15 protein-coding genes are annotated in these 18,708 nt (G+C 72.3%); 4 read left to right on the forward strand and 11 right to left on the reverse strand.

The genetic code is table 11. The annotated features are described in order from the left end of the window. The first annotated feature begins 225 nt into the window (after positions 1 to 225). On the forward strand, positions 226 to 1,596 hold the full coding sequence (gene gltX / locus AC07BS_RS00770; protein WP_478930033.1) for a glutamate--tRNA ligase: 1,371 nt from the start codon (positions 226 to 228) through the stop codon (positions 1,594 to 1,596). Positions 1,597 to 2,070: 474 nt separating this feature from the next. Continuing rightward, positions 2,071 to 3,645, forward strand: coding sequence for a TROVE domain-containing protein (locus AC07BS_RS00775; protein WP_478929114.1), 1,575 nt, complete (start codon positions 2,071 to 2,073; stop codon positions 3,643 to 3,645). A gap of 7 nt (positions 3,646 to 3,652) precedes the next feature. Here AC07BS_RS00775 and AC07BS_RS00780 read toward each other — a convergent pair whose 3' ends face one another. Further along, on the reverse strand, positions 3,653 to 5,209 hold the full coding sequence (locus AC07BS_RS00780; protein ID WP_478638988.1) for a carboxylesterase/lipase family protein: 1,557 nt from the start codon (positions 5,207 to 5,209) through the stop codon (positions 3,653 to 3,655). A 219-nt stretch (positions 5,210 to 5,428) separates the two neighbouring features. On the opposite strand from AC07BS_RS00780, the gene AC07BS_RS00785 reads away from it, so the two are divergent. After that, a complete protein-coding gene (locus AC07BS_RS00785) occupies positions 5,429 to 5,743 on the forward strand; it encodes a nuclear transport factor 2-like protein (RefSeq protein WP_478638987.1) in 315 nt (104 codons plus the stop codon). A gap of 30 nt (positions 5,744 to 5,773) precedes the next feature. Here the strand turns inward: AC07BS_RS00785 and AC07BS_RS00790 are convergent, their stop codons facing one another. The 8 genes from AC07BS_RS00790 to AC07BS_RS00825 all read right to left on the reverse strand — a co-directional run bounded on the left by AC07BS_RS00790 (position 5,774) and on the right by AC07BS_RS00825 (position 10,941). Further along, the gene (locus AC07BS_RS00790) at positions 5,774 to 6,646 is read right to left on the reverse strand and encodes a universal stress protein (protein ID WP_478638984.1); all 873 of its coding nucleotides are present in this window, start codon (positions 6,644 to 6,646) and stop codon (positions 5,774 to 5,776) included. A 174-nt stretch (positions 6,647 to 6,820) separates the two neighbouring features. Beyond that, positions 6,821 to 6,943 (reverse strand): hypothetical protein, encoded by a 123-nt coding sequence (locus AC07BS_RS00795; protein WP_478638982.1) that lies wholly within the window; start codon positions 6,941 to 6,943, stop codon positions 6,821 to 6,823. Positions 6,944 to 7,120: 177 nt separating this feature from the next. Continuing rightward, positions 7,121 to 7,540, reverse strand: a complete 420-nt coding sequence (locus AC07BS_RS00800) for a lasso peptide biosynthesis B2 protein (protein ID WP_478638980.1) — start codon at positions 7,538 to 7,540, stop codon at positions 7,121 to 7,123. Then, on the reverse strand, positions 7,537 to 7,794 hold the full coding sequence (locus tag AC07BS_RS00805) for a lasso peptide biosynthesis PqqD family chaperone (RefSeq protein ID WP_478638979.1): 258 nt from the start codon (positions 7,792 to 7,794) through the stop codon (positions 7,537 to 7,539). The genes AC07BS_RS00800 and AC07BS_RS00805 overlap by 4 nt, the downstream gene beginning before the upstream one ends. Beyond that, complete coding sequence (locus AC07BS_RS00810) at positions 7,772 to 9,616, reverse strand: asparagine synthase-related protein (RefSeq protein ID WP_478638978.1); 1,845 nt, start codon at positions 9,614 to 9,616, stop codon at positions 7,772 to 7,774. The genes AC07BS_RS00805 and AC07BS_RS00810 overlap by 23 nt, the downstream gene beginning before the upstream one ends. Next, on the reverse strand, positions 9,613 to 9,756 hold the full coding sequence (locus AC07BS_RS00815) for a lasso RiPP family leader peptide-containing protein (RefSeq protein WP_478638976.1): 144 nt from the start codon (positions 9,754 to 9,756) through the stop codon (positions 9,613 to 9,615). The genes AC07BS_RS00810 and AC07BS_RS00815 overlap by 4 nt, the downstream gene beginning before the upstream one ends. A 136-nt stretch (positions 9,757 to 9,892) precedes the next feature. Beyond that, positions 9,893 to 10,426: a hypothetical protein gene (locus AC07BS_RS00820; protein ID WP_478638975.1), complete on the reverse strand. Its 534-nt coding sequence runs from the start codon at positions 10,424 to 10,426 to the stop codon at positions 9,893 to 9,895. A 155-nt stretch (positions 10,427 to 10,581) separates the two neighbouring features. Continuing rightward, positions 10,582 to 10,941 (reverse strand): hypothetical protein, encoded by a 360-nt coding sequence (locus AC07BS_RS00825; protein WP_478929119.1) that lies wholly within the window; start codon positions 10,939 to 10,941, stop codon positions 10,582 to 10,584. A 361-nt stretch (positions 10,942 to 11,302) separates the two neighbouring features. On the opposite strand from AC07BS_RS00825, the gene AC07BS_RS00830 reads away from it, so the two are divergent. Beyond that, complete coding sequence (locus AC07BS_RS00830; RefSeq protein ID WP_478929120.1) at positions 11,303 to 16,963, forward strand: WD40 repeat domain-containing protein; 5,661 nt, start codon at positions 11,303 to 11,305, stop codon at positions 16,961 to 16,963. On the opposite strand, the gene AC07BS_RS00835 is transcribed toward AC07BS_RS00830, so the two are convergent. Continuing rightward, complete coding sequence (locus tag AC07BS_RS00835; RefSeq protein ID WP_478929122.1) at positions 16,896 to 17,429, reverse strand: hypothetical protein; 534 nt, start codon at positions 17,427 to 17,429, stop codon at positions 16,896 to 16,898. The two genes, AC07BS_RS00830 and AC07BS_RS00835, sit on opposite strands and share 68 nt — an antisense overlap. Positions 17,430 to 17,476: 47 nt before the next feature. Next, complete coding sequence (locus AC07BS_RS00840; RefSeq protein ID WP_478929124.1) at positions 17,477 to 18,646, reverse strand: erythromycin esterase family protein; 1,170 nt, start codon at positions 18,644 to 18,646, stop codon at positions 17,477 to 17,479. Between the last annotated feature and the right edge of the window lie 62 nt (positions 18,647 to 18,708).

Raw genomic sequence — 18,708 nt, forward strand, 5'->3', positions numbered from 1 at the left:
CAGCTCTCCCTCCGCTTCCCCCACCCCCCCCTCCCCCCTTCCCCCCCGTCCCGGACACGCGTCCCCCCCCAAATGGGGGGAGGGGAGCCCCCCCCCCCCCCCTCTTCGTCTCCCCCCCCCCCCCCCCCCCCCCCCCCCCCCCACCGCCCGTTGTCACCCGCGACCACTACGCTGAAGTACATGTCCAACACCATCCGTGTTCGCTTCGCCCCGTCGCCGACGGGCATGTTCCACGTCGGCGGTGCCCGGTCCGCCCTGTTCAACTGGGCTCTCGCGCGACAGCGGCAGGGCAGGTTCGTCCTGCGGATCGAGGACACGGATGCCGAACGCAACCGTCCCGAATGGGTGGACGGCATCATCAGCGCCTTGACGGCGATCGGGATCAGCAAGGACGACTCCGCCTTCGAAGGACCGAACTTCCAGTCGCACAACACCGAGGCCCAGCGCGAGGCCGCCTTGCGCCTGTACGCCGAGGGCAAGGCGTACTACTGCGACTGCCGGCGGGAGGACCTGGTCGAACGGACCGGATCGCAGCACCTCGGATACGACGGCTTCTGCCGCGAGCGGGGCCTGCGGTACGTGGAGGGCCGCGCGCTGCGCTTCCGCACTCCCGACGACGGGGCGACGGTCGTCGACGACGTCGTGCGCGGGCGGACCGAGTTCCCCAACGCGTCCCTGGAGGACTTCGTGATCGCGCGGGGGAACGGCTCGCCGGTCTTCGTGCTGGCCAACGCCGTGGACGACATCCACGAGCGCATCACGCACGTCGTCCGTGGCGAGGAGCACCTGTCGAACACCCCGAAGCAGCAGCTCCTGTGGGACGCGCTCGGCGCCGGGCCCCCGGTGTGGGCGCACCTTCCGGTGATCGTCAACGAGAAGCGGCAGAAGCTGTCCAAGCGCCGCGACAAGGTGGCGCTGGAGGACTACCTCGCCGAGGGCTACCTGCCGGAGGCGATGGTCAACTACCTGATGCTCCTGGGCTGGGGCCCGGGCGACGACGTGGAGATCCGGCCCTACGAGGAGTTGGAGAAGCTGTTCCGCCTCGACGACGTGAACAAGGGGTCGGCGTTCTTCGACGTGAAGAAGCTCTCGGCCTTCAACGGCGAGTACATCCGTGCCCTGCCGCCGGCGCGGTTCGCCGCCGAGTGCCGCCGGTGGCTTCGGGCCCCGTACGCGCCGTGGGCTCCCGAGAGGTTCGACGAGTCGGTGTTCGCGGCGGTGGCCGGCCTGGCGCAGACGCGGCTGACGGTGCTGTCGGAGATCACGAAGTACGTGGACTGGCTGTTCCTGGAGGCTCCACCGCAGGATGACGCCTCGTGGGCCAAGGCCATGAAGACCGGGGCCCGGGAGATCCTGGTGTCGGTCAGTGCGCGGTGGGGCGCGTGCGACTGGACGGCGGCCGGCCTCAAGGCGGGGCTGGAAGCCGCGGCGGCGGAGCACGGTCTGAAGCTGGGGAAGGCACAGGCCCCGGTACGCGTCGCGGTGACCGGCCGCACGGTGGGCCTGCCCCTGTTCGAGTCGGTGGAGCTCCTGGGGCGCGAGCGCGCCCTCGCCCGGATCGACGCGGCGATCGAGCGGTTGCCGGAGACCGTATGAGGCGAACACGCGAAAAACCCTTGGCGCTCCGGTTCTCAACCCCCCCTACAGTGAGCGTCGTCCAGGTGCGAAGGCAGGACCTACTTCGACTCCACATCGGGTGGACGTGGGTTCGAGTCCCACCGCCGGCGCTCAGGTCGGTGTAGCTCAGTCGGCAGAGCACCATGTTCGGTTCCGCCGCCTCGATCTCTGGACACCTATGCTTCACGCACCTCCCGGTGCGCGGGCCACGGCTACTTCGTTGTGATCGAATCCCACGCCGTGACCACTTTGAACTCGGGAGGCGCGGCATCGGGGCGTCCGGTGCGCAGGTGACGGTTACTTCTCGGAACAGCGGTCGCGGGTTCGAATCCCGTCCCAGCTTCGGGCTGGTGTAGCTCAGTCAGGAAGAGCGGCTGTCGTGTACCGTCGCCGACCCTTCCGATCTCGGACGCCCCCCGCCGTGCTTCCCCGGATGAATTCGGGGGAATTCACATGGCACGCTTCAACATCCGCGCGCCCAAGCCGGCCCGCCCGGCCTCGCCCGTGACCACGACCGGCCCCACCCGCACCCACCTCGGTGGCCAGGGATACGTGCGCGACGACCGCTCCGAGCTGTTCCTGCTCGCGGTCGCGAACTTCGTCTCCCAGCAGACGTTCCACGAGAGCGGCACCGCCCGCGACGACCGGTTCGCGGCGCTCGTGCGCAAGCTCGCCGTCGAGGACCCGGCCTGGACCGCGGGCCTGCTGACGTGGCTGCGTGGCGACGGGCAGATGCGCACCGCCTCCCTCGTCGGCGCGGCCGAGTACGTCAAGGCCAGGCTCGAGGCCGGCGCCACGGACGGTCCGGCGAACCGTCAGGTCGTCGACTCCGTCCTGCGCCGGGCCGACGAGCCCGGCGAGATGCTCGCCTACTGGACTTCCACCCACGGCCGCAACGTGCCCAAGCCGGTCAAGCGCGGCATCGCCGACGCCGTACGCCGCCTCTACACCGGACGCAATCTCCTGAAGTACGACACGGCCTCCCGCGGGTACCGCTTCGGTGACGTGCTCAACCTCGTCCACCCCACGCCCGACCCGGACAAGCCGTGGCAGGGCGACCTGTTCCAGTACGCCCTGGACCGCCGGCACAACCCCGACAGCGCCACCCCGCCGGCCGCCGACCGCACCCTTACCACCCACCGCGCCCTGATGGCCGTACCCGTCGCGGAGCGCCGTGCCCTGGTCACCGGGCCGGGTGGTGCGGAGCGGCTGGCGGAAGCGGGCATGACGTGGGAGGCCCTGGCGGGCTGGCTGCAGGGACCGATGGACGCGGCGGCCTGGGAGGCCGTCATCCCCTCCATGGGCACCATGGCGCTGGTCCGCAACCTGCGGAACTTCGACGAGGCCGGCGTCCGCGACGAGGTCGCCCAGCGGGTGGCCGCGCGCATAGCCGACCCCGAGGAGGTCGCCCGTTCCCGGCAGTTCCCCTTCCGGTACCTGGCCGCCTACCAGCACGCGCCCTCGCTGCGCTGGGCCTACCCGCTGGAGCGGGCCCTGGGCCACTCGCTGGCGAACGTGCCCCGGCTCCCGGGCAGGACGCTGGTCCTGGTCGACCGTTCCGGCTCCATGTGGTCGCCGCTGTCCGACAGGTCCGAGCTCAACCGCGCGGACGCCGCCGCGATCTTCGGCACGGCTGTGGCGATGCGCGCGGCCGAGGCCGACCTGGTCGAGTTCGGCACCACCAGCGCGCCCGTGGCGTACCGGAGCGGTGAGTCGGTGCTGAAGGTGCTGGAGCGATTCGGCAGCCTGGGAGGGACCGACACGACCGAGGCCGTCCGCCGGTACTACCGCGGGCACGACCGGGTCCTGATCGTCACCGACGAGCAGGCGTCGTACCACCACGCGGGCGACCCGACCCAGCAGGTCCCGGCCGACATCCCCGTCTACACCTGGAACCTCGCCGGCTACCGGCCCGGCCACGGCCCGTCCGGATCCGCCAACCGGCACACCTTCGGCGGCCTGACCGACGCGGCGTTCCGCATGGTGCCGCTGCTGGAGAGGGGGCGGAACGCCGACTGGCCTTGGTAGGACTCGCCTACTCGCCAGAGCCTTCCGGAATGGGCTGGAGATGCCCTTCCCACACCGCGCGGTCGGCGTGGTGCGGGTCGTGGACCACGCCGGTGCCGGGTGTGTCGCCGCGGTAGGTCATGACGGGGCGGCTGTCGTCGTAGCCGGGCCAGTCGACGGTGCCGGTCGTGATGAAGCGGACCCACGTGCGATGGAGGTCGTCGGCGAGGTCCTGGGGCGGGTTCGGTCCCGTCAGGGGGCGGGTGACCGGGTTGTCCAGGGCGTTCCAGACGAAAGGGAGGTCCAGGCAGTGGCAGGCGCCCAGCGGGGCCTCGGGCCCGGCGGGGGCGGCCGGGGAGCGCCACCCGAATTCGTAGACGTGGGTGGGGGCGGGGGCGGCGGTGCGGGCTTCGGCGACGCGCCAGGTCGGGATGCGGAAGACGCGGTCGGTGAGGACGGCGCAGGCGATGTCGGCGGGGGTACGGCGCGGGTAGGCCGGGGAGCCGTCGCGGAAGTAGGCGTCGTAGCAGCCGTCGGGGGCGCCGTAGAGGCCGGCCATGGTCCGGAAGAACTCCTCGTCGGGCAGCCGGGCCATGGGGGTGGTCATGACGGTGAGGCGTAGTTCCTCGGCGGTGGCACCGATCAGCAGGGGAACGGTGCGGCCGGCGCCGGCGGCGATGGCGTCGATCGGGCGGCGGGTGAGGAAGTCGCCGTCGACGACGGGGGTGAAGGCCATGCCGCAGGCCTGGAGGGACTCCTGCCCGTACGCCTTCGGGCCGGCGCTGACGGCGTCGCTGATCTCGGCCTGGGCCGCCATGAGCGTCTCGAGGGGTACGGCGGCCATGGCCATGGCGGTCGCCGGGAGCCCGAGACGCGCCTCGAGGGCGTGGGTGACGCAGGCGGCGTCGTCGGCGCTCTGGACCATGTGCGCGGAGCCGCTCTGGACGATGGCGCGGTGGAAGAGGCCGAGGTCGAGGGAGAGGAGGGCCAGGACGCCGACGCCGCCGGCGGACTGGCCGGCGACCGTGACCCGGGCGGGGTCGCCACCGAACGCGGCGATGTTCTCGCGTACCCATTCCAGGGCGGCGATCTGGTCGAGCAGGCCGCGGTTGGCCGGTGCGGGGGCGTCGGGGAGGAAGGCGAAGCCGTCGACGCCGATCCGGTAGTTGATCGTCACGCAGACCACGCCGTCGCGGGCGAAAGCGGTGCCGTCGAAGAGCGGCATGGCCGAGGACCCGGAGACGAAGGCGCCACCGTGGATCCACACGAGCACCGGCAGCCCGGCCTCGCCGCCCGCGTCCGGGGTCCAGACGTTGAGGGTCAGCCATTCCTCGCCCGGCACCACCGGGTCCGGCACCACGGCGGACAACGGGCCCCCGGCGGCAGCCGGCTTGGGCGGCGTCGGCCCGAAGGCGTGGGCCGTACGCTCCCCGGTCCAGGGCGTGGGCGGGGCGGGAGGACCGAAGCGGTGCACGCCCAAGGGCGCGGCGGCGTAGGGGATGCCCAGGAACCGGGCGATCCCGTTCCCGACCATGCCGGACACCTTGCCGTACCGGGTGGAGACCACCCTCGTCTCGGCAGCCACGCCACCTCCTGCTCCGACTGTCGGACTGGCTGACGGCCCCGGTCGGCGGGGTCCCTACGGCAAGGATCACCAGCCCCTCGCCCGGGCGCTTCACCGAGGCCGCCATCCGGGTCACGACCGTATGGGCCGGCCCCGCACCACCTGTCCCGCCACGGCCGGTGACCTGGCGGTCGGGCGTTCGTTGAGCGGATGGCCAGCTTCCGCACCCTTGGAGACGTCATGCCCCTGAACGAGTTGGACCCGGCCGTGGCCAAGTTCGTCGACGCGGTCAACGCCGGCGACAGCGACGGCTTCTTCGACCTGCTCACGCCGGACGCGACCATGAGCGACGACGGCAGCGATCGCGATCTCCGGAACTGGGTCGACAGCGAGGTCTTCGGCAGCAATGCCCGCATGGACGTCGAATCGGTGGCGGACGGCGGGACCGCTCTCGTGGCCGACTACACCAACGATCGCTGGGGTGCGATGCGCACCGCATGGCGCTTCACCGTGTCCGGCGACAAGATCTCCCGCTTCGAGACCGGGCAGGCCTGAGGGCGATGTCCGTCGGTCGCCCTGGCACCCTCACGCGTGGGGCACCACGGCCACCGGACAGTGGGCGGCGTGGAGGGCGTGGTGGCTGACGCGCCCGAGCTGCAAGCCGGCATGCCCATGCCGTCTGGACACCCCGAGCACCAGCAGGTCCGCGTCGGCCGACAGCTCGACGAGCACCTTGTGCGTGGGACCCTCGACGGTCAGCCGGACCACCGGGACCTGCGGGAAGTCGTGCCGCGCCCGTTCCACCGCCTCGGCCAGGGCGTCGGCGGCCTGCCCTTCGTGCGCACGGGCCGCCGCGCCCGGCGCCACCATGTGCTCCACCGGAAGCTCGGCGGGACAGCGCCAGGAGCGGACGACCTGGAGTTCGGCCTGCCGCGCGGCCGCCTCACGCAGGGCGAAGTCGACCGTGGCGACCGATTCGGCGGGATCGCCGACGCCGGCGAGCACGCGCCGGCACAGCCCGTGCATGTTGCGTTCCCCGCCGCGAACGACGACCGCGGGGCAGTGGGACCGGCCCGCCACCGACAGGCTCACCGAGCCCAGCAGCAGCTCCCGGACCGTTCCGCGCCCCGACGACCCGGTGACCACGATCCTCGCCGCACGCGCCTCCGCCAGCAACGCGCTCGCGGCGTCGTCGGGCACGACCACGGCATGGATCGCGAGCTGCGGGGCGCGTGATCGTGCGCGGTGCTCGGCCGTGGCCACGACCCGATCGGCGATCAGCCCTTCCTCCCGCTGTTCGTCGCCGGAGGATGGCACTGCCCCCTCGTACCGCTGCCACAGGGACGCGTGGACGATGCGCAGGGGCAGGGCGAGACGGACCGCCTCGTCCACGGCCCAGTCCAGAGCGGTCAGGCTCGCGACGGACCCGTCGACGCCGATGACCAGGGGAAGCTCCATCGCTCCACCACCTCGGCAGGCCCCTCTCCCGTTCCGGCCCCGTGGCGTGCCGTACGGGGATCGTGCGCGGGGCGCGTTCCTTCGCCGTCCACGGACGGCCTTCTCCCTCCACGATCCCTCGCCGGTGTCGACGCCGCCGAGCCGGGCCACCACCGGCGGACGGTCCCGCGGTGGTCAGTCGTCGTCCTCGCCCTGCCACGCACGCTTCAGGCGTTGCCACAGGCCCGGCCGGGGCTCGGGTCCCGGGTCCGGAGCCGGCGTGGCGGACGGCTCGGGCGAACGGTCTTCGTCGGTCATGGTGCTCCTTCGATCATGGCGGTGCGGCCATGATTTCGGATCCGGAATGTGACTGGTAGGGAGAACTGATGAACGACCGGCGCCCTGGCCGGGGCACGCCCTGCTGTCGCGCCCAGTAGGCCTTCCGATAGCGGAAGGCGGGCGGTTGGCCGCGGCGGCTGAGCGGCGGGAGTGCCGTCAGTCTCCAGGCGTGTGGGGCGGGACGGTGAGCAGGGTGCGGTAGGTCGCGGTGTCGGCCGGTTCGCCGACGCGCCGACCGTCGGCCTCCACCCATGCGTGGGCGGCGAACGGGGGAGTGCGCACCCCGGTGCTCCAGGTCGGCCATACCCCGCGCATCCGGCACAGCAGCGCGGTCGCCAGGGAACGCTGAAGGCAGAATCTTCCCGAGCACAGCACACTGACGGCGACGACGTCACCGCGGGCGGCCAGGGCCTGCTCGTACGTGGCCGGCGCGGCCCCGCGGCGTGCGGCGCACAGCAGGGCGCGGATCCGTCGCGGGGGCAGGTGGGCGACCAGCCGCGCGGCGGCGACGGCGACGCGGGCGGCGAAGCGGCGGCGCGGTCCGGGACGGCCGCCGGCCGGGAGCACCTGGCTCATCGGGTGACCAGGCCGGCCCGGGCGAGCCGGTCGAGGAGCTCGTCGACGTCGGCGTCGGCTTGTCGCCGGGTGACCGGGTAGGTGGCGGTCAGACGGACGGCGGCCTGTTCCTTGCTGGTGCCGCCGAGGAGGGCGTTGATGATGAGCGCGCCGGTGCGGTTGAGCTGCCAGTAGCGGCCGGTGCGGCCGTCCAGCAGAACCAGGCCATCATCAGTGTCGCAAGCGGTGACATCAGAGCGAAGTCGCAGGCTCATGGGTGTGTTCCCTCAAGTAGGCGGGGACCGGGTTGGCCGCCAGGTCGCGCAGCCATTCCTCCACGGCGAGGGTGGTCTCCAGCGCGGGCGCGCCCGCGTCGACCAGGCCGGGGCTGAGCAGCGCGTCCCGCAGGCCGCGTTCGTCGGCGAGGCTGCGGGCGACCAAGTGGGAGTCGGCGGCCCAGGCCGCCAGTTCGGCCTGGTGGAGCCTCAGGCCCGCGAAGTACTCCACGCCGGCGTGGTCCTTGCCGGTACGCGCGAGGACCTGGTCGGGGACCACGCCACGCATCGCCTCGACCAGGAGCGGTTTGTACGACCACGGGGTGCGGGCCTCGTGGGGGCGTACCGTCAGGCAGGCGGTGACGACCGCGTCGTCGCAGTACGGGGCGGCCGCCGGGAGGCCCGCGCACGCGGACTCGAAGGCGAGGTGTGCGGCCGTCCGGCCCGCGTCCTGTGCCTGCTGGACCCAGGCGTGCCGGCCGCGGTCGGCGGCCAGCGGCGCGGCATCGCGGGCCGCCGACCGCAGCAGGGCGGCGAGCTGCCCGGCCGCTCGCTCGCTCGCCCAGGGCGGCAGCGCCGGGCGCGGCCCCCAGCCGACCGGCGTGGCACCGTGGTGCGGCGGCGCGATGGCGGTATCTGCCAGCCAGGCCGGGTAGGGGCGCGCGTCCAGCAGAGCGCGGGCGGTCGCGCGGAGCGGCCAGCGCCGGCGGGCGCGGAAACCGGCGGCATGGCGCAGCCCGAGGGCGGGGTGGCGGCGCACCAGGGCGTGCACGTACTGGTCCGGAGCTTGGACGACATGGTCCCCGCCCAGTCCCGTCAGGCGTCGCCGGGCGCCCGCCGCGCGCATCGCGTCCGCGATGTGCCGCTGCTGTGCGCGGCCACGTAGGGCCACGGACGGCTCGTCACCGGGCTCTCGGCGTTCCGCGATGCCGGTGAAATACGGGGGCAGGCTGCCGGGTTCGAAGACCAGCCGCTCGATGCCGGGCAGGCGGCCGGCGGCCCGGTCCGCCCAGTCGGCGTCCTCGTTGCCGGGCGCGGCCCAGTGGATCGTCGCCGTCACGAGCTGGGCTCCGGCACGGGCGGCCAGGAAGCACAGGGAGGTGGAATCCAGGCCGCCGGACAGATCCGCGCCCACCACATCTCCCGGGCGCACCCGCGCCTCCACCGCCTCCACCAGGGCCTGACGCACCCCGGCCGCGCCCACGACCAGGGGCAGCTCGCCGGGTGGAGCGGTCCACCAGCGCGTCGTGCGGGCGCGGCCGTCGACGCCGAGGCGAAGGGCCTCGCCCGCCGGAACCGCGTCCACACCCCGCCACAGCCCGCCGCCGGCCACCGGGTACGGCGGCCCCGGGACGGCCAGACGGGCCGCCAGTTGCCGCTCGTCCGGCTCGGCGCCGCTCAGCCAGGCCAGCGTGCGGGCGTGGTCCGCGACGACCGTCACCCCGCCGACCTCCGCCCGGTACAGACGCCGGGCCCCGGACAGCGTTCCGCGCGCGTACACCGCGCCGGCCACGGAGGCGATCAGGTGGAAGCTTCCCGCGGCGCCCGCCACGACCGATTCGACGTCCGCGACCGTGCTCACCGACCGCAGCCGCCCGGCCAGCGTGCTCCCACCGAGCGAGCACGTACCGGCAAGCGCCACGCGGGTCGCGCCGTACGAGGCCACCATGAGCTGCTCGGCTCCCCAGCAGCCGAGCAGCCATGGCCGCCCCGAGGCGTGCGGCACGCTTCGGCAGGCGTAGCGGCGCAGTCCGGCGACGACGACGGCCGCCGGTTCGCGGTCCGGAAGGACTACGAACCAGCAGCCATCGGGCTCGATCACTGAGGGTCGAACCAAGAGAAATCGCCTTCGTCCTCGGTGTATCCGTCGCCCTCGGTCCGGTCGGCGAAGTCGCCGACCTCGACAAGCAGCGGGGGCTCGTACACGCTCTCGGTCCGTTCGGTGTGCACTGTCGTGTCCATGCGAGCTCACCTCCCGACGGTGCGGACTTTCCGCACCCTTCCCACCGGAGCAGCGAGTGGGCGTCGGCGCAGCGGGGACTAGCCCAAACGGGGGACGGGTCCGGTGCGGAACCCTCGGTGGCCTGGGGTGCGGAGGTCAGTCCCAGGCGTTGAAGAGCACGCCGCCCAGCGTGGTGACCCCGTGAAGACGGACCGCCCGCCACTCGTCCCGCGTGAGCACCGACGTATCGACGTCCGAGAGCGGTGTGGCGAGCTGCTCGCCGCCGAGGACCGTGAAGCCCGCGTCGGTGAACGCCTGAGCCCACGGCGGCGGCGTGAGGAACTCCTCCCCGTACCAGTCCTGACGCGCGCCGGCGAAAGCGATCCAGGGAAGGTGCGCGTGGCAGAGAACGACGTCCTCGCTGGAGCGCCCGACGACCGTGGCGGCGTGGAAGGTCCTGGGATACGTCTGCGCCTCCATCTCGCCAACTTCGCCTCCGGCGACGCGGGCGGCGGCGTACAGGGCGGTGCGGAAGGCCCGCGGATCAGTTCGTGGAAGCGGGCCTTCCTTCGGGTGGAAGAAGCCTGTCGCTCCGCGCGGCAGCGTGAAGTGGATGTCCCCCCTGTTGGCCATATGGCTCATTGTGCCTGGTGAGAGGCGCATCGACGGTTGACCGGTGCCCAAGGTCATCTGTGATTCCACGATGCCGAACGGCTCGCCGCTCAAGTGGTTCAGCGATGCCGTCGGGCGTGGGCCGCGCCTCTACGTGCGCGGCCCGGCCACACGGCACTGGTTCGTGCTGGAGGTGTGGTTCCAGCCGTTCCGCGGGGCCTCGACGGCGAACGTCACCCGCGGCGACGGAAGATCCGCTTCGCGGCGTAGACGATCGCCACGATGAGGAGGACGAAGAAGAGGAGGACGAGGAGCACGACGACCAGCAGGAACTTGCCCAGCTTGGCGAAGAAGCCCTTCTTCTTTTTCTTCTCCTCCTTCGCGGCCAGCTCCACCGTCGAGGCGGGGGCGACGGCGGTGTGAGGGCGCCCGGCCTCGGTGGACGTCTCGCCGCCGCCTGCCGGGGCGGCGATCGCTGCCGACCGGGCCGGGCCGGGGGCGGCCGCGGCCGGGGAAGCCGCGACTGCCGGTCCTGCCACTGCCATGGCGGCGATCGCGAAGACGGCTATGGATCGTGCGATGCGGTGAATCATTCCGTTCCTGTCATCGGGGCTCACGTGCGCAACACCCCACGGCAGCCGACCGTTGTGGTGGTCTTATGGCGCGTCGGCCGGGTGAACCGTGCGTGGAGTTGTCGTGCGAGAGGGGTCCGGGATCGCGGGCGTGCTCATGCTCGCGGTGTGCCCGGCAAACGCGCGAAGCACCTCTCTCATTTATCTAGTTGCGCAATATAGCAAGTGTGATGGCGGGTTCCGCGGTCGGGTCCGTCGGAATATCTCCTCACCGCTGATGCCACGTCATGGTCGGACGCGTTCCGCCCCTTGCCCAGATCCCTCCGCTGCTGGGAACCTGAAAGGCGCCACATCGGACCTTTCGGGAGATGAAGGTGCCATCGTGAAGACTCTGGAACAAATCGTTTCCCGGTACGATCCGAAGTTCGATGTGGCCAATGCCCGGCTCGGTCTCGGGCTGGACGGGAAGGTCTACCTGGCCGATTCCGGACAGAGTCCGGGAGACGGCCGCGCGCTGCGGGTCGCCGTCGACGGCTCGGCGCCGAGGGCCGGGGAGGTCGGGTACGCGGTGCTCGCCATCACGGCGAACGCCGCGGGGATGATCGCGACCGCGGAGGCGCACATCCACCCCCGCGTGGCCTTCTGGGACGCCGACTTCAACCTCCTCGGCCACATCGACGAGTTCACCGACAACGACGAGGTGGGTTACGCCGCCCCCTCGGCGATCGAGGCGGGCGGCGTGTCCGGCGACTTCTACGCCGTCGACCAGTACGCGCTGCGCGTGCTCCGGCTCAACCGGAGCGGCGTGGTGGCGGCATTCGATCTCGGCCGGCTCGGTGTCACGACGCGTTTGGGCACGGTGGGCCTGCGGGTGGCCGAGGACCGTTCCCGGCTCTACACCCTCTGGCCGGGCCCGTCCGGCGTCGTGTGGGCGTCGGAGTTCGGCGGACGGCCGCTGTGGAGCGTTCCGGCCGGCCCCGCGGGAATCGACCGCCGCGGGCTGTTCGACCTGGACGGCGACGGCCACCTCCACGTGCTCAGCGGCGCCCGCGAGGTGAAGATCTACGACCTGGACGGGCACCAGACCGGTACGGTCACCCTGGCCCTCCCCGACAGCCGCCCCGTGACGGAGCTGCGCCTGCGTGACGGACAGTACTTCGTGAAGCGGGCCGATCCGGCGACCCTGTTCGAGGTGTACGACCAGCACACGGGCCGGCCGCCCCGGCCATCGGTGCCCGCCGACGTCGAGAGGCTGGTGGTGACGTACGCGGACGAGGTGTGGGAGGCCGGGCGGCCGGTACCGCTGACGATTCGCCACGAACGGGGCCGGTGGCGGGCCGCACCGCGGTTCCGGGTGTGGTGGCGTCCGCTGGGCGTGCCGGAGTTCACCGAGCTTCCGCTCTCCGGCGGGTCGGTCACGCCGCCCGCCGACGCGGGCGGCCTGTACCACCTGCGGGTCTCGGCCGACGTCGGCGGACGCTACAGCGAGTACGTCGTGGACGGCGTCGTCGAGGTCCGCGCGCCCGGGTCGAAGGGGAGCGTGTCGATCCTGGCCGGCCTGCCGATGACCGGGCCGGACGTCCAGCCGTTGAACCGCTTCTCCTACGGCCGGGGCGAACCCGTCCACGTCACCGTCATCGCACGGGCTCCCGACGGCGTACCGCTGCCCGCGTCCGTACGCCTCACGGTGCTGCACGACGGCGAGCGGGTCGGTGAACCGCAGGTCGTCGCACTGACCGGCGGAAAGGGGGAGTTCGAGTTCGGTGCGACGGTCACCGCGTCCTGGGAGCCCGGCCGTTACGTAGTGGACGCCGACACCACCGGCCTGCCGGGTTTCACCGTCGCGCCGCACCACTTGGAGATCGGCCCGGGCTTCGCCGATGAACCAGCCGACGCACCGGACTTCCACCTCACGCAGCACGGCGACATCTACGCCCTCTCCTACCCGGCCGACCCCCGCCGGCCGGTCATCGACCAGCTCATCACGGACCTGCCCCGCTTCGCCGACGTACCCGACACGACCGCCGCGCACCTGGCCCGCGCCCGCAAGCTCGGGCTCACCCTCTTCGTCGACCGCCTCGGCGGCACCGACTGGCCCGCCCGCTTCGTGCCGACCCCCGCCGACCCGGACACGGTCGCGCGACTGACCGCGGACCGGGCGGCGGTCGCACCCCAGAAGGCCGTGTTCGAGGACCCCGCCCGCCGTGCCGTCGCCGGATACGGCGCGTACGGCATGCGGCAGCAGGCCATCCTGATCGCCAACGACGGGTACCTCCCGTTCCTCGGCCCGACGGACAACTTCGAGTCCCGCGACCTGGAGAGGCTGACGGCCGACCTCCAAGGGGCCACCCGCCTCCTCCTGCCCTACGCGGGCTTCCGCGGCTGGAGCTGGGCCGCGAACTGGTGGCTGGCCAAGCTGGGTGAGCGGGCCGCACAGCCCGGCGCCGAACAGGAGGCGTACGCTGCGGCGCTCGAGGCCGCGCACACCACCGGCGCCTGGTCACCGGTGTTCGAGACCGTCTCCGACCGGGCCTTCGCCCTCAAGCCCGCCGCCGACGCCCGACTCCGCACCGCACTGCGCCAGATCTCCGCCGCCGGCATCGGCGCGATGACCGCGCCCTACCGCGCCTCCTGGTGCCCGCCGCAGATCGTCCTCACCGGCGCCGACGAGATCGACCTCCACTACCAGGCGGAACAGATCCAGCCGCCCCAGGTCACCGGCCACATGGTCGACTTCTACCGCAGGCCGGGCAAACCCCTGTGGGGCCACCCCGAGCTGTGGAACGACGACGGCACCGGCGGCATGCTCCTGCCGGCCCTGATGCAGCAGGCCATGCGGGGCGCCAACGGCACCGGCATGACCACCGACGTCGGCGCCCTCCACGACGCCGGGCACTCCACCGACGAACGCAACGGCGGGCCCGGCACCGAACTCGGCGACCCACGCTGCGGAGGCGCCGGGAAGACCTCGGTCCTGCGCGCCGCGTTCGGCATGATCAGCCGGCTCGGACCGGCGACCGCCGCAGCGAAGAACGGCAACCGCGTCGCCATCGTGGTCTCCACCCGGATGCAACGCCTCGAAACCTGGGACGGAAAGGCCATCGGCCCCCGCTACCGCTGGGAAGGACAGGTCGGCACCCTGTATTTCGGTGCGCTCTTCGAGGCGTACAACGCCTGCCTGTACGCGCACCGGCCCGCGTCGTTCCTGTTCACCGAGGAAGTCACCGCCGAGGTCCTGCGACGCTACGACGCGGTGCTCATCGCCGGCCAGCGCGTCGAGCTGGACCCGTCACTGGACGCGGCGCTGCGCTCGGCCGGGGTGCCGGTCTTCTACGATCGCGGCTCCCGGGCGGAGCTGCTGACCGGCTTCACCCCGCTCGACGTCTCCTTCGACAAGGTCGCCCTCGGTGAGTCCGGCGGAAACGACGACGCGGCCTACTACCGCTTCCGCCGCTACTTCCTGGACGACGCCGCGGTCCTGCGGCAGGCGCTGGCCGACGTACTCCCCGTCGCCGAGTGCGACAACCCGGAGGTGCTGCTTAGCGAATGGACCTCCGGCTCCGTCCGCTACATCTGGGCGGTCAACAACACCATGCTCGACTGGGAGCCGGGCCTGGCCTGGCGGGTGAGCCTGCTCAACACCCAGCGGATCCCTGTGATGGCCCGGCTGAAGGTCCGGGTACCCCTGCTGCACACCGTGATCGACCTGCTCACCGGGGAGGCCGTCACCCTGCTGGGCGGTGAGTTCACCGCCGACCTGCGTACGGTGCCGGCGCGCGTCTACGCCGTCGTGCCCGTACTGCACGGCCCGTTGCCGACGGCGTCCGCCGACGCGTTCGGCCCGCACGTCCGCGACGTCGCGGTGTCTCCGGACGGACGTACCGCCCTGCTCAACACGTTCGCCTGGGACCACAACCTCTACGGCATCGACCTCACCACCGGCCGCGTCGACTGGCGGCGGCGGATCGGGCACTACTTCGCCTTCGCCCCCACTGCGTGGCCCGGGGGATTCGCGGCGCAGGGCTTCGACGTGCGCAGCGGCGAGGGCTACCACCTGTACCTGCTGGCGGGTGACGGGGCCGTGCGACGCCGGTTCGCGCTGTTCGGCCTGCCGAAGAAGGCGACCGACTGGGCCCGGGCGGAATGGGGGCACGACACCGCGCTCAACAGCTTCGCGGTGGCACCGGACGGTTCGTGGGTCGCCGCCGGCGGAGACCTCGGTCTGGCGCTGTGGGACAGCGCGGGCTCGGGCTCGGAGAAGTGGGCCCACGAGTGGTGGGCGGACCGCCGCGCGCCCCTGCGGCTGCTCGCCGTCGACAACGCGACACTGGTCACCTACGCCCAGGGCACCATCACCGGCCTCTCGGCGGCCAACGGGTCCACCCTCTGGTCGATCACGGTCACCGACTCGGGCGTCTTCGGCGGCGGTACGGTCAGCGGCGACCGTCGCACCGTCGTCATCCCGTCGAACGCCGACGGCGGCCGGCTGTTCGTGATCCGGGGCGGCGTACTCGTCAACACCATCGCGACACCCGCCGAGGAGGTCTCCGTCTCGGACGACGGAACGTTCATCGTGGTGACCTCCCGCGCGCAGCTCAAGGCGTTCGACGCCGACGGCGGACTGCTGTGGACGTACACCGGGGACGATCTCCTGCGGCGCCCCCGCGTCGCGCCGGACGGGACGCGGATCGCCGTCGGCAGCGAGCTGGGCACCCTGGTGGTGCTCGACCGCGACGGCACCGTACGGGCGGCCGAGGACCTACGGGCCCTCCCGGTACCGGCCTGGCTCCCCGGCGGCGACCTGCTGGCGGCCACCTGGATGGGGGCCGTCGTCCGCTACGACACGGACCTGCGGCCGCGCTGGCAGGGCCGGCTCGCCCCGGCCGAGACCGACATCCGCCCCGCGCTGCTGGCTCCGGATCCGACACCGGTGGTCCGCAGGACGGGCTGGGGCAACGCCACCCACCCGCCCCTCGACCTGACGCCCAACCTGATCAAGGACACGCACGCCCTGATCAGCGCGGAGCTGATCGACCCGCGGCTCGTCATCGACCTGACGGCGCAGAACCCCATCGGGACGCTGTACGACGGCAGGGCGGACCCGCCCGCGGTGCCGTGGCTGCCCTGGCTGGTGGTCAACCTGGTGGACAGCGGATGGCACGGCAAGTTCCTGCTGACCGTCGACACCTTCCGCACCCAGGTGGAGCTCACCGGCATCACCTTCGCCGAGGACCCAGCGCACCCCGAATCATGGCTGCGCGACGTCCGGCTCCAGTGGTGGGAGGCCGAGAACGAGGTGTGGCACGACGGCCCGATGCTGCTGTCGGGCGACGTGGACGAGGCGCTGCACAGCCACCGGATCCAACCGCCGCTCCGGGCGGCCAGGTTCCGGTTCGCCACCACCGGCGGGGGCAGCTGGCCGTCCGGCAACATCCGCCTCGGCGAACTCGTCTTCCACGGCCGGCCCCTGGGCGCCTCGCATCGCGACGTGCTCGCCCGGCGGGGACGCGCGGTCCTCTTCGACGAACGGGTCGAGGACCTGAGGGCGTCGTTCCAGCACGGCCACAATCCGATGTTCGGCTTCCAGCGCGGGGGCGCCTTCTCCGGCGGCACATGCCTGAGGATGAACGGCCCGGGTCAGGCGCACCCCGCCTTCATGGGCGCCACGTTCGGCCACGCCGTACCCGACTGGGACTTCGAGATCACGGAGCACCCCGAGCCGGGCCAGTACCGGTACTTCCAGTTCGCCTGGAAGGCCGCCGGCCCCGGGACGACGGGGATGAGCGTACGGATCGGCGTGGCTTGGCCGAGCCCCTCGGTCGTGGTGTCCGTCGGGGACGCCACGTGGCTGCCCGACAGTGTGCTCGTCGAACAACGCCTCCCGGGGCGCCCGCCGGCCGATTGGACCACCGTACGGGTGGACCTGTGGGCCCTGACGGGCGGGAGGCTGCCGCGGATCACCAGCATGAGCCTGCTCAGCAACGGTGGGGGAGCCCTGTTCGACCAACTGGTGCTGGGGCGTACTCCGGAGGATCTCCCGTAGGCGCGGGGTCGCCCTCCTGAACCAGTTCCGTGTGGAGCGAGACGTCGGTCAGGTAGAGGCCGTCGCCATCCGCTCGCAGCCGGAGGGCGGAGGGAGGCGCGCCGCCGAGCGCGTCGAGGACCTCGGCGGCCGGATATCCGAAGAGATCGATGCCGCGGAGGACGACGGGGCAACCGGACCGGGCGGCGACCACGCCCGGGACACGGGCCAACGTGATCTCGGCCAGCCCGGGAACGTTCTGACGCATGCTGCTGTCGCGGTCCCTCGTGTCCCCATAGGCGTGGAGCGTCAGACCGTCGTACCGCGCGGTGAAGGACCAGCCGGCGCCGCAGACCCACCCCTCACGGACGTCCGCCACCGTGGCGACGGCCCACTGCGCGGCGCGCTCGTCCATCCCCAGCCGGAGCGTGCCCGCACGGCCGGGCAGCCTGATGCCGATCTCGAACATCTCGAACATCTCGAACATGGGGTGATGATCCTGCCCTGGAACCACACCGGGCAAGCGACGCCGGCCTACGGAAGCCACCGCACGGGAGAGGCCTCGCGGACGTGGACCAGTACGTCGAACGCCTCGGTGAGCGACTCCACGGCGAAGTGCTCGGCGGCGTCACGGGCCGGGTCGTAGACGCCGCTGATGACGCGGAGCTTCGCCGGCCCGTCCCAGTGGTGCCGTACGGTTTCGTCGCGCAGGTCCAGCCAGTGGGCGGGCAGGTCGACCCGGCCGAGCCGCGCGTCGACCAGGTCCGCGGCCGGGTCCGGGACGGAGGCGACGCCGAGGTCCCCGTGATGGAAGCCGATCGCCACGGAGACATATTCCGTGCCGTAACGGGTGCGCAGCGTACTGCCGACGCTGGGTTGCGGACCGCGCTCGGGGGCGAGGCCCAGGGTCGTCTCGGCCGCCGACGTGTGGGCGGTGCCGTCCCAGTAGACGACGCGCAGACCGGTCCGGCGCTGGTGGTCGCTGATCACGTCGGCCCACAGGGCGTCCTCGCCCGCGAAGCTTCCCCGCCCGGCGACGCTGTGCTCGTGGAAGTCCACGATCAGACGCATCCGCCCCACGATGTCGTCGTGACGGTCGATGCCGGGCAGCGCTTCGACCAGCGCGAGCGCGTCACGGGCGTGAGCGGCGAAGGGACGCCCCGGATGGATCCCCTGAGCGCGCTGGACGTGTTCGTCGACGCGGTGAGCGGTGCGGATCGGCTCCAGGTGGTACGCCAGCTCGGGCAGCCGGTCCGGGGCCGACTCGCGGACGTGGTCGAGGACGGCGTCGTAGTCCTGGGACTGTGCCTGTACGGGCTTCACGCCGAAGATGCGGACGCGGTCGTCCGGGTGGTCCTGGTTGAACGCCCGGATCCACGCCAGCGCGGAGGCCATCTCGGCGGTGCGCCACGGACGCCAGGCGCCGTCGAGGGCGGACGCCGCAGTGCCCTCGCCGCCGTTCACGTACGCGTCGAGGCGGGCGGCGGCGTCGGCGCTGTCCTGCACGGCGAGTCCCCGGAATCCGTGGTGCCGCACCAGCCGGCGGAAGAGCTGGTCCCGGATGCCGAAGGTCTCACGGGAGAACCGCGTGGACTCCCCGAGGCCGACGATCGTCGCCTTCACGGCGATCCTGTCGGCGAGCTCGTCCAGCACGGACTCGGGCAGGGGGAGGGGGTTCAGGACAGCGGCATGTGCGTTCGTCATGTCTTCAGGCTCGTACCTCAAGTGTGCTTGATGTCAAGGAAGGCTCCCCGGCGCGGTGGGTC

Source organism: Streptomyces sp. NPDC044063 (assembly GCF_056434285.1).

Excerpts from the sequence above, each read along its gene's own strand:
- AC07BS_RS00805 (WP_478638979.1), bottom strand. The coding sequence starts at position 7,794 with ATGAGCCTGCGACTTCGCTCTGATGTCACCGCTTGCGACACTGATGAT.
- gltX (WP_478930033.1), top strand. The coding sequence starts at position 226 with ATGTTCCACGTCGGCGGTGCCCGGTCCGCCCTGTTCAACTGGGCTCTC.
- AC07BS_RS00835 (WP_478929122.1), bottom strand. The coding sequence starts at position 17,429 with ATGTTCGAGATGTTCGAGATGTTCGAGATCGGCATCAGGCTGCCCGGC.
- AC07BS_RS00775 (WP_478929114.1), top strand. The coding sequence starts at position 2,071 with ATGGCACGCTTCAACATCCGCGCGCCCAAGCCGGCCCGCCCGGCCTCG.
- AC07BS_RS00840 (WP_478929124.1), bottom strand. The coding sequence starts at position 18,646 with ATGACGAACGCACATGCCGCTGTCCTGAACCCCCTCCCCCTGCCCGAG.
- AC07BS_RS00795 (WP_478638982.1), bottom strand. The coding sequence starts at position 6,943 with ATGACCGACGAAGACCGTTCGCCCGAGCCGTCCGCCACGCCGGCTCCG.
- AC07BS_RS00785 (WP_478638987.1), top strand. The coding sequence starts at position 5,429 with ATGCCCCTGAACGAGTTGGACCCGGCCGTGGCCAAGTTCGTCGACGCG.
- AC07BS_RS00815 (WP_478638976.1), bottom strand. The coding sequence starts at position 9,756 with ATGGACACGACAGTGCACACCGAACGGACCGAGAGCGTGTACGAGCCC.
- AC07BS_RS00825 (WP_478929119.1), bottom strand. The coding sequence starts at position 10,941 with ATGATTCACCGCATCGCACGATCCATAGCCGTCTTCGCGATCGCCGCC.
- AC07BS_RS00800 (WP_478638980.1), bottom strand. The coding sequence starts at position 7,540 with ATGAGCCAGGTGCTCCCGGCCGGCGGCCGTCCCGGACCGCGCCGCCGC.
- AC07BS_RS00820 (WP_478638975.1), bottom strand. The coding sequence starts at position 10,426 with ATGACCTTGGGCACCGGTCAACCGTCGATGCGCCTCTCACCAGGCACA.
- AC07BS_RS00790 (WP_478638984.1), bottom strand. The coding sequence starts at position 6,646 with ATGGAGCTTCCCCTGGTCATCGGCGTCGACGGGTCCGTCGCGAGCCTG.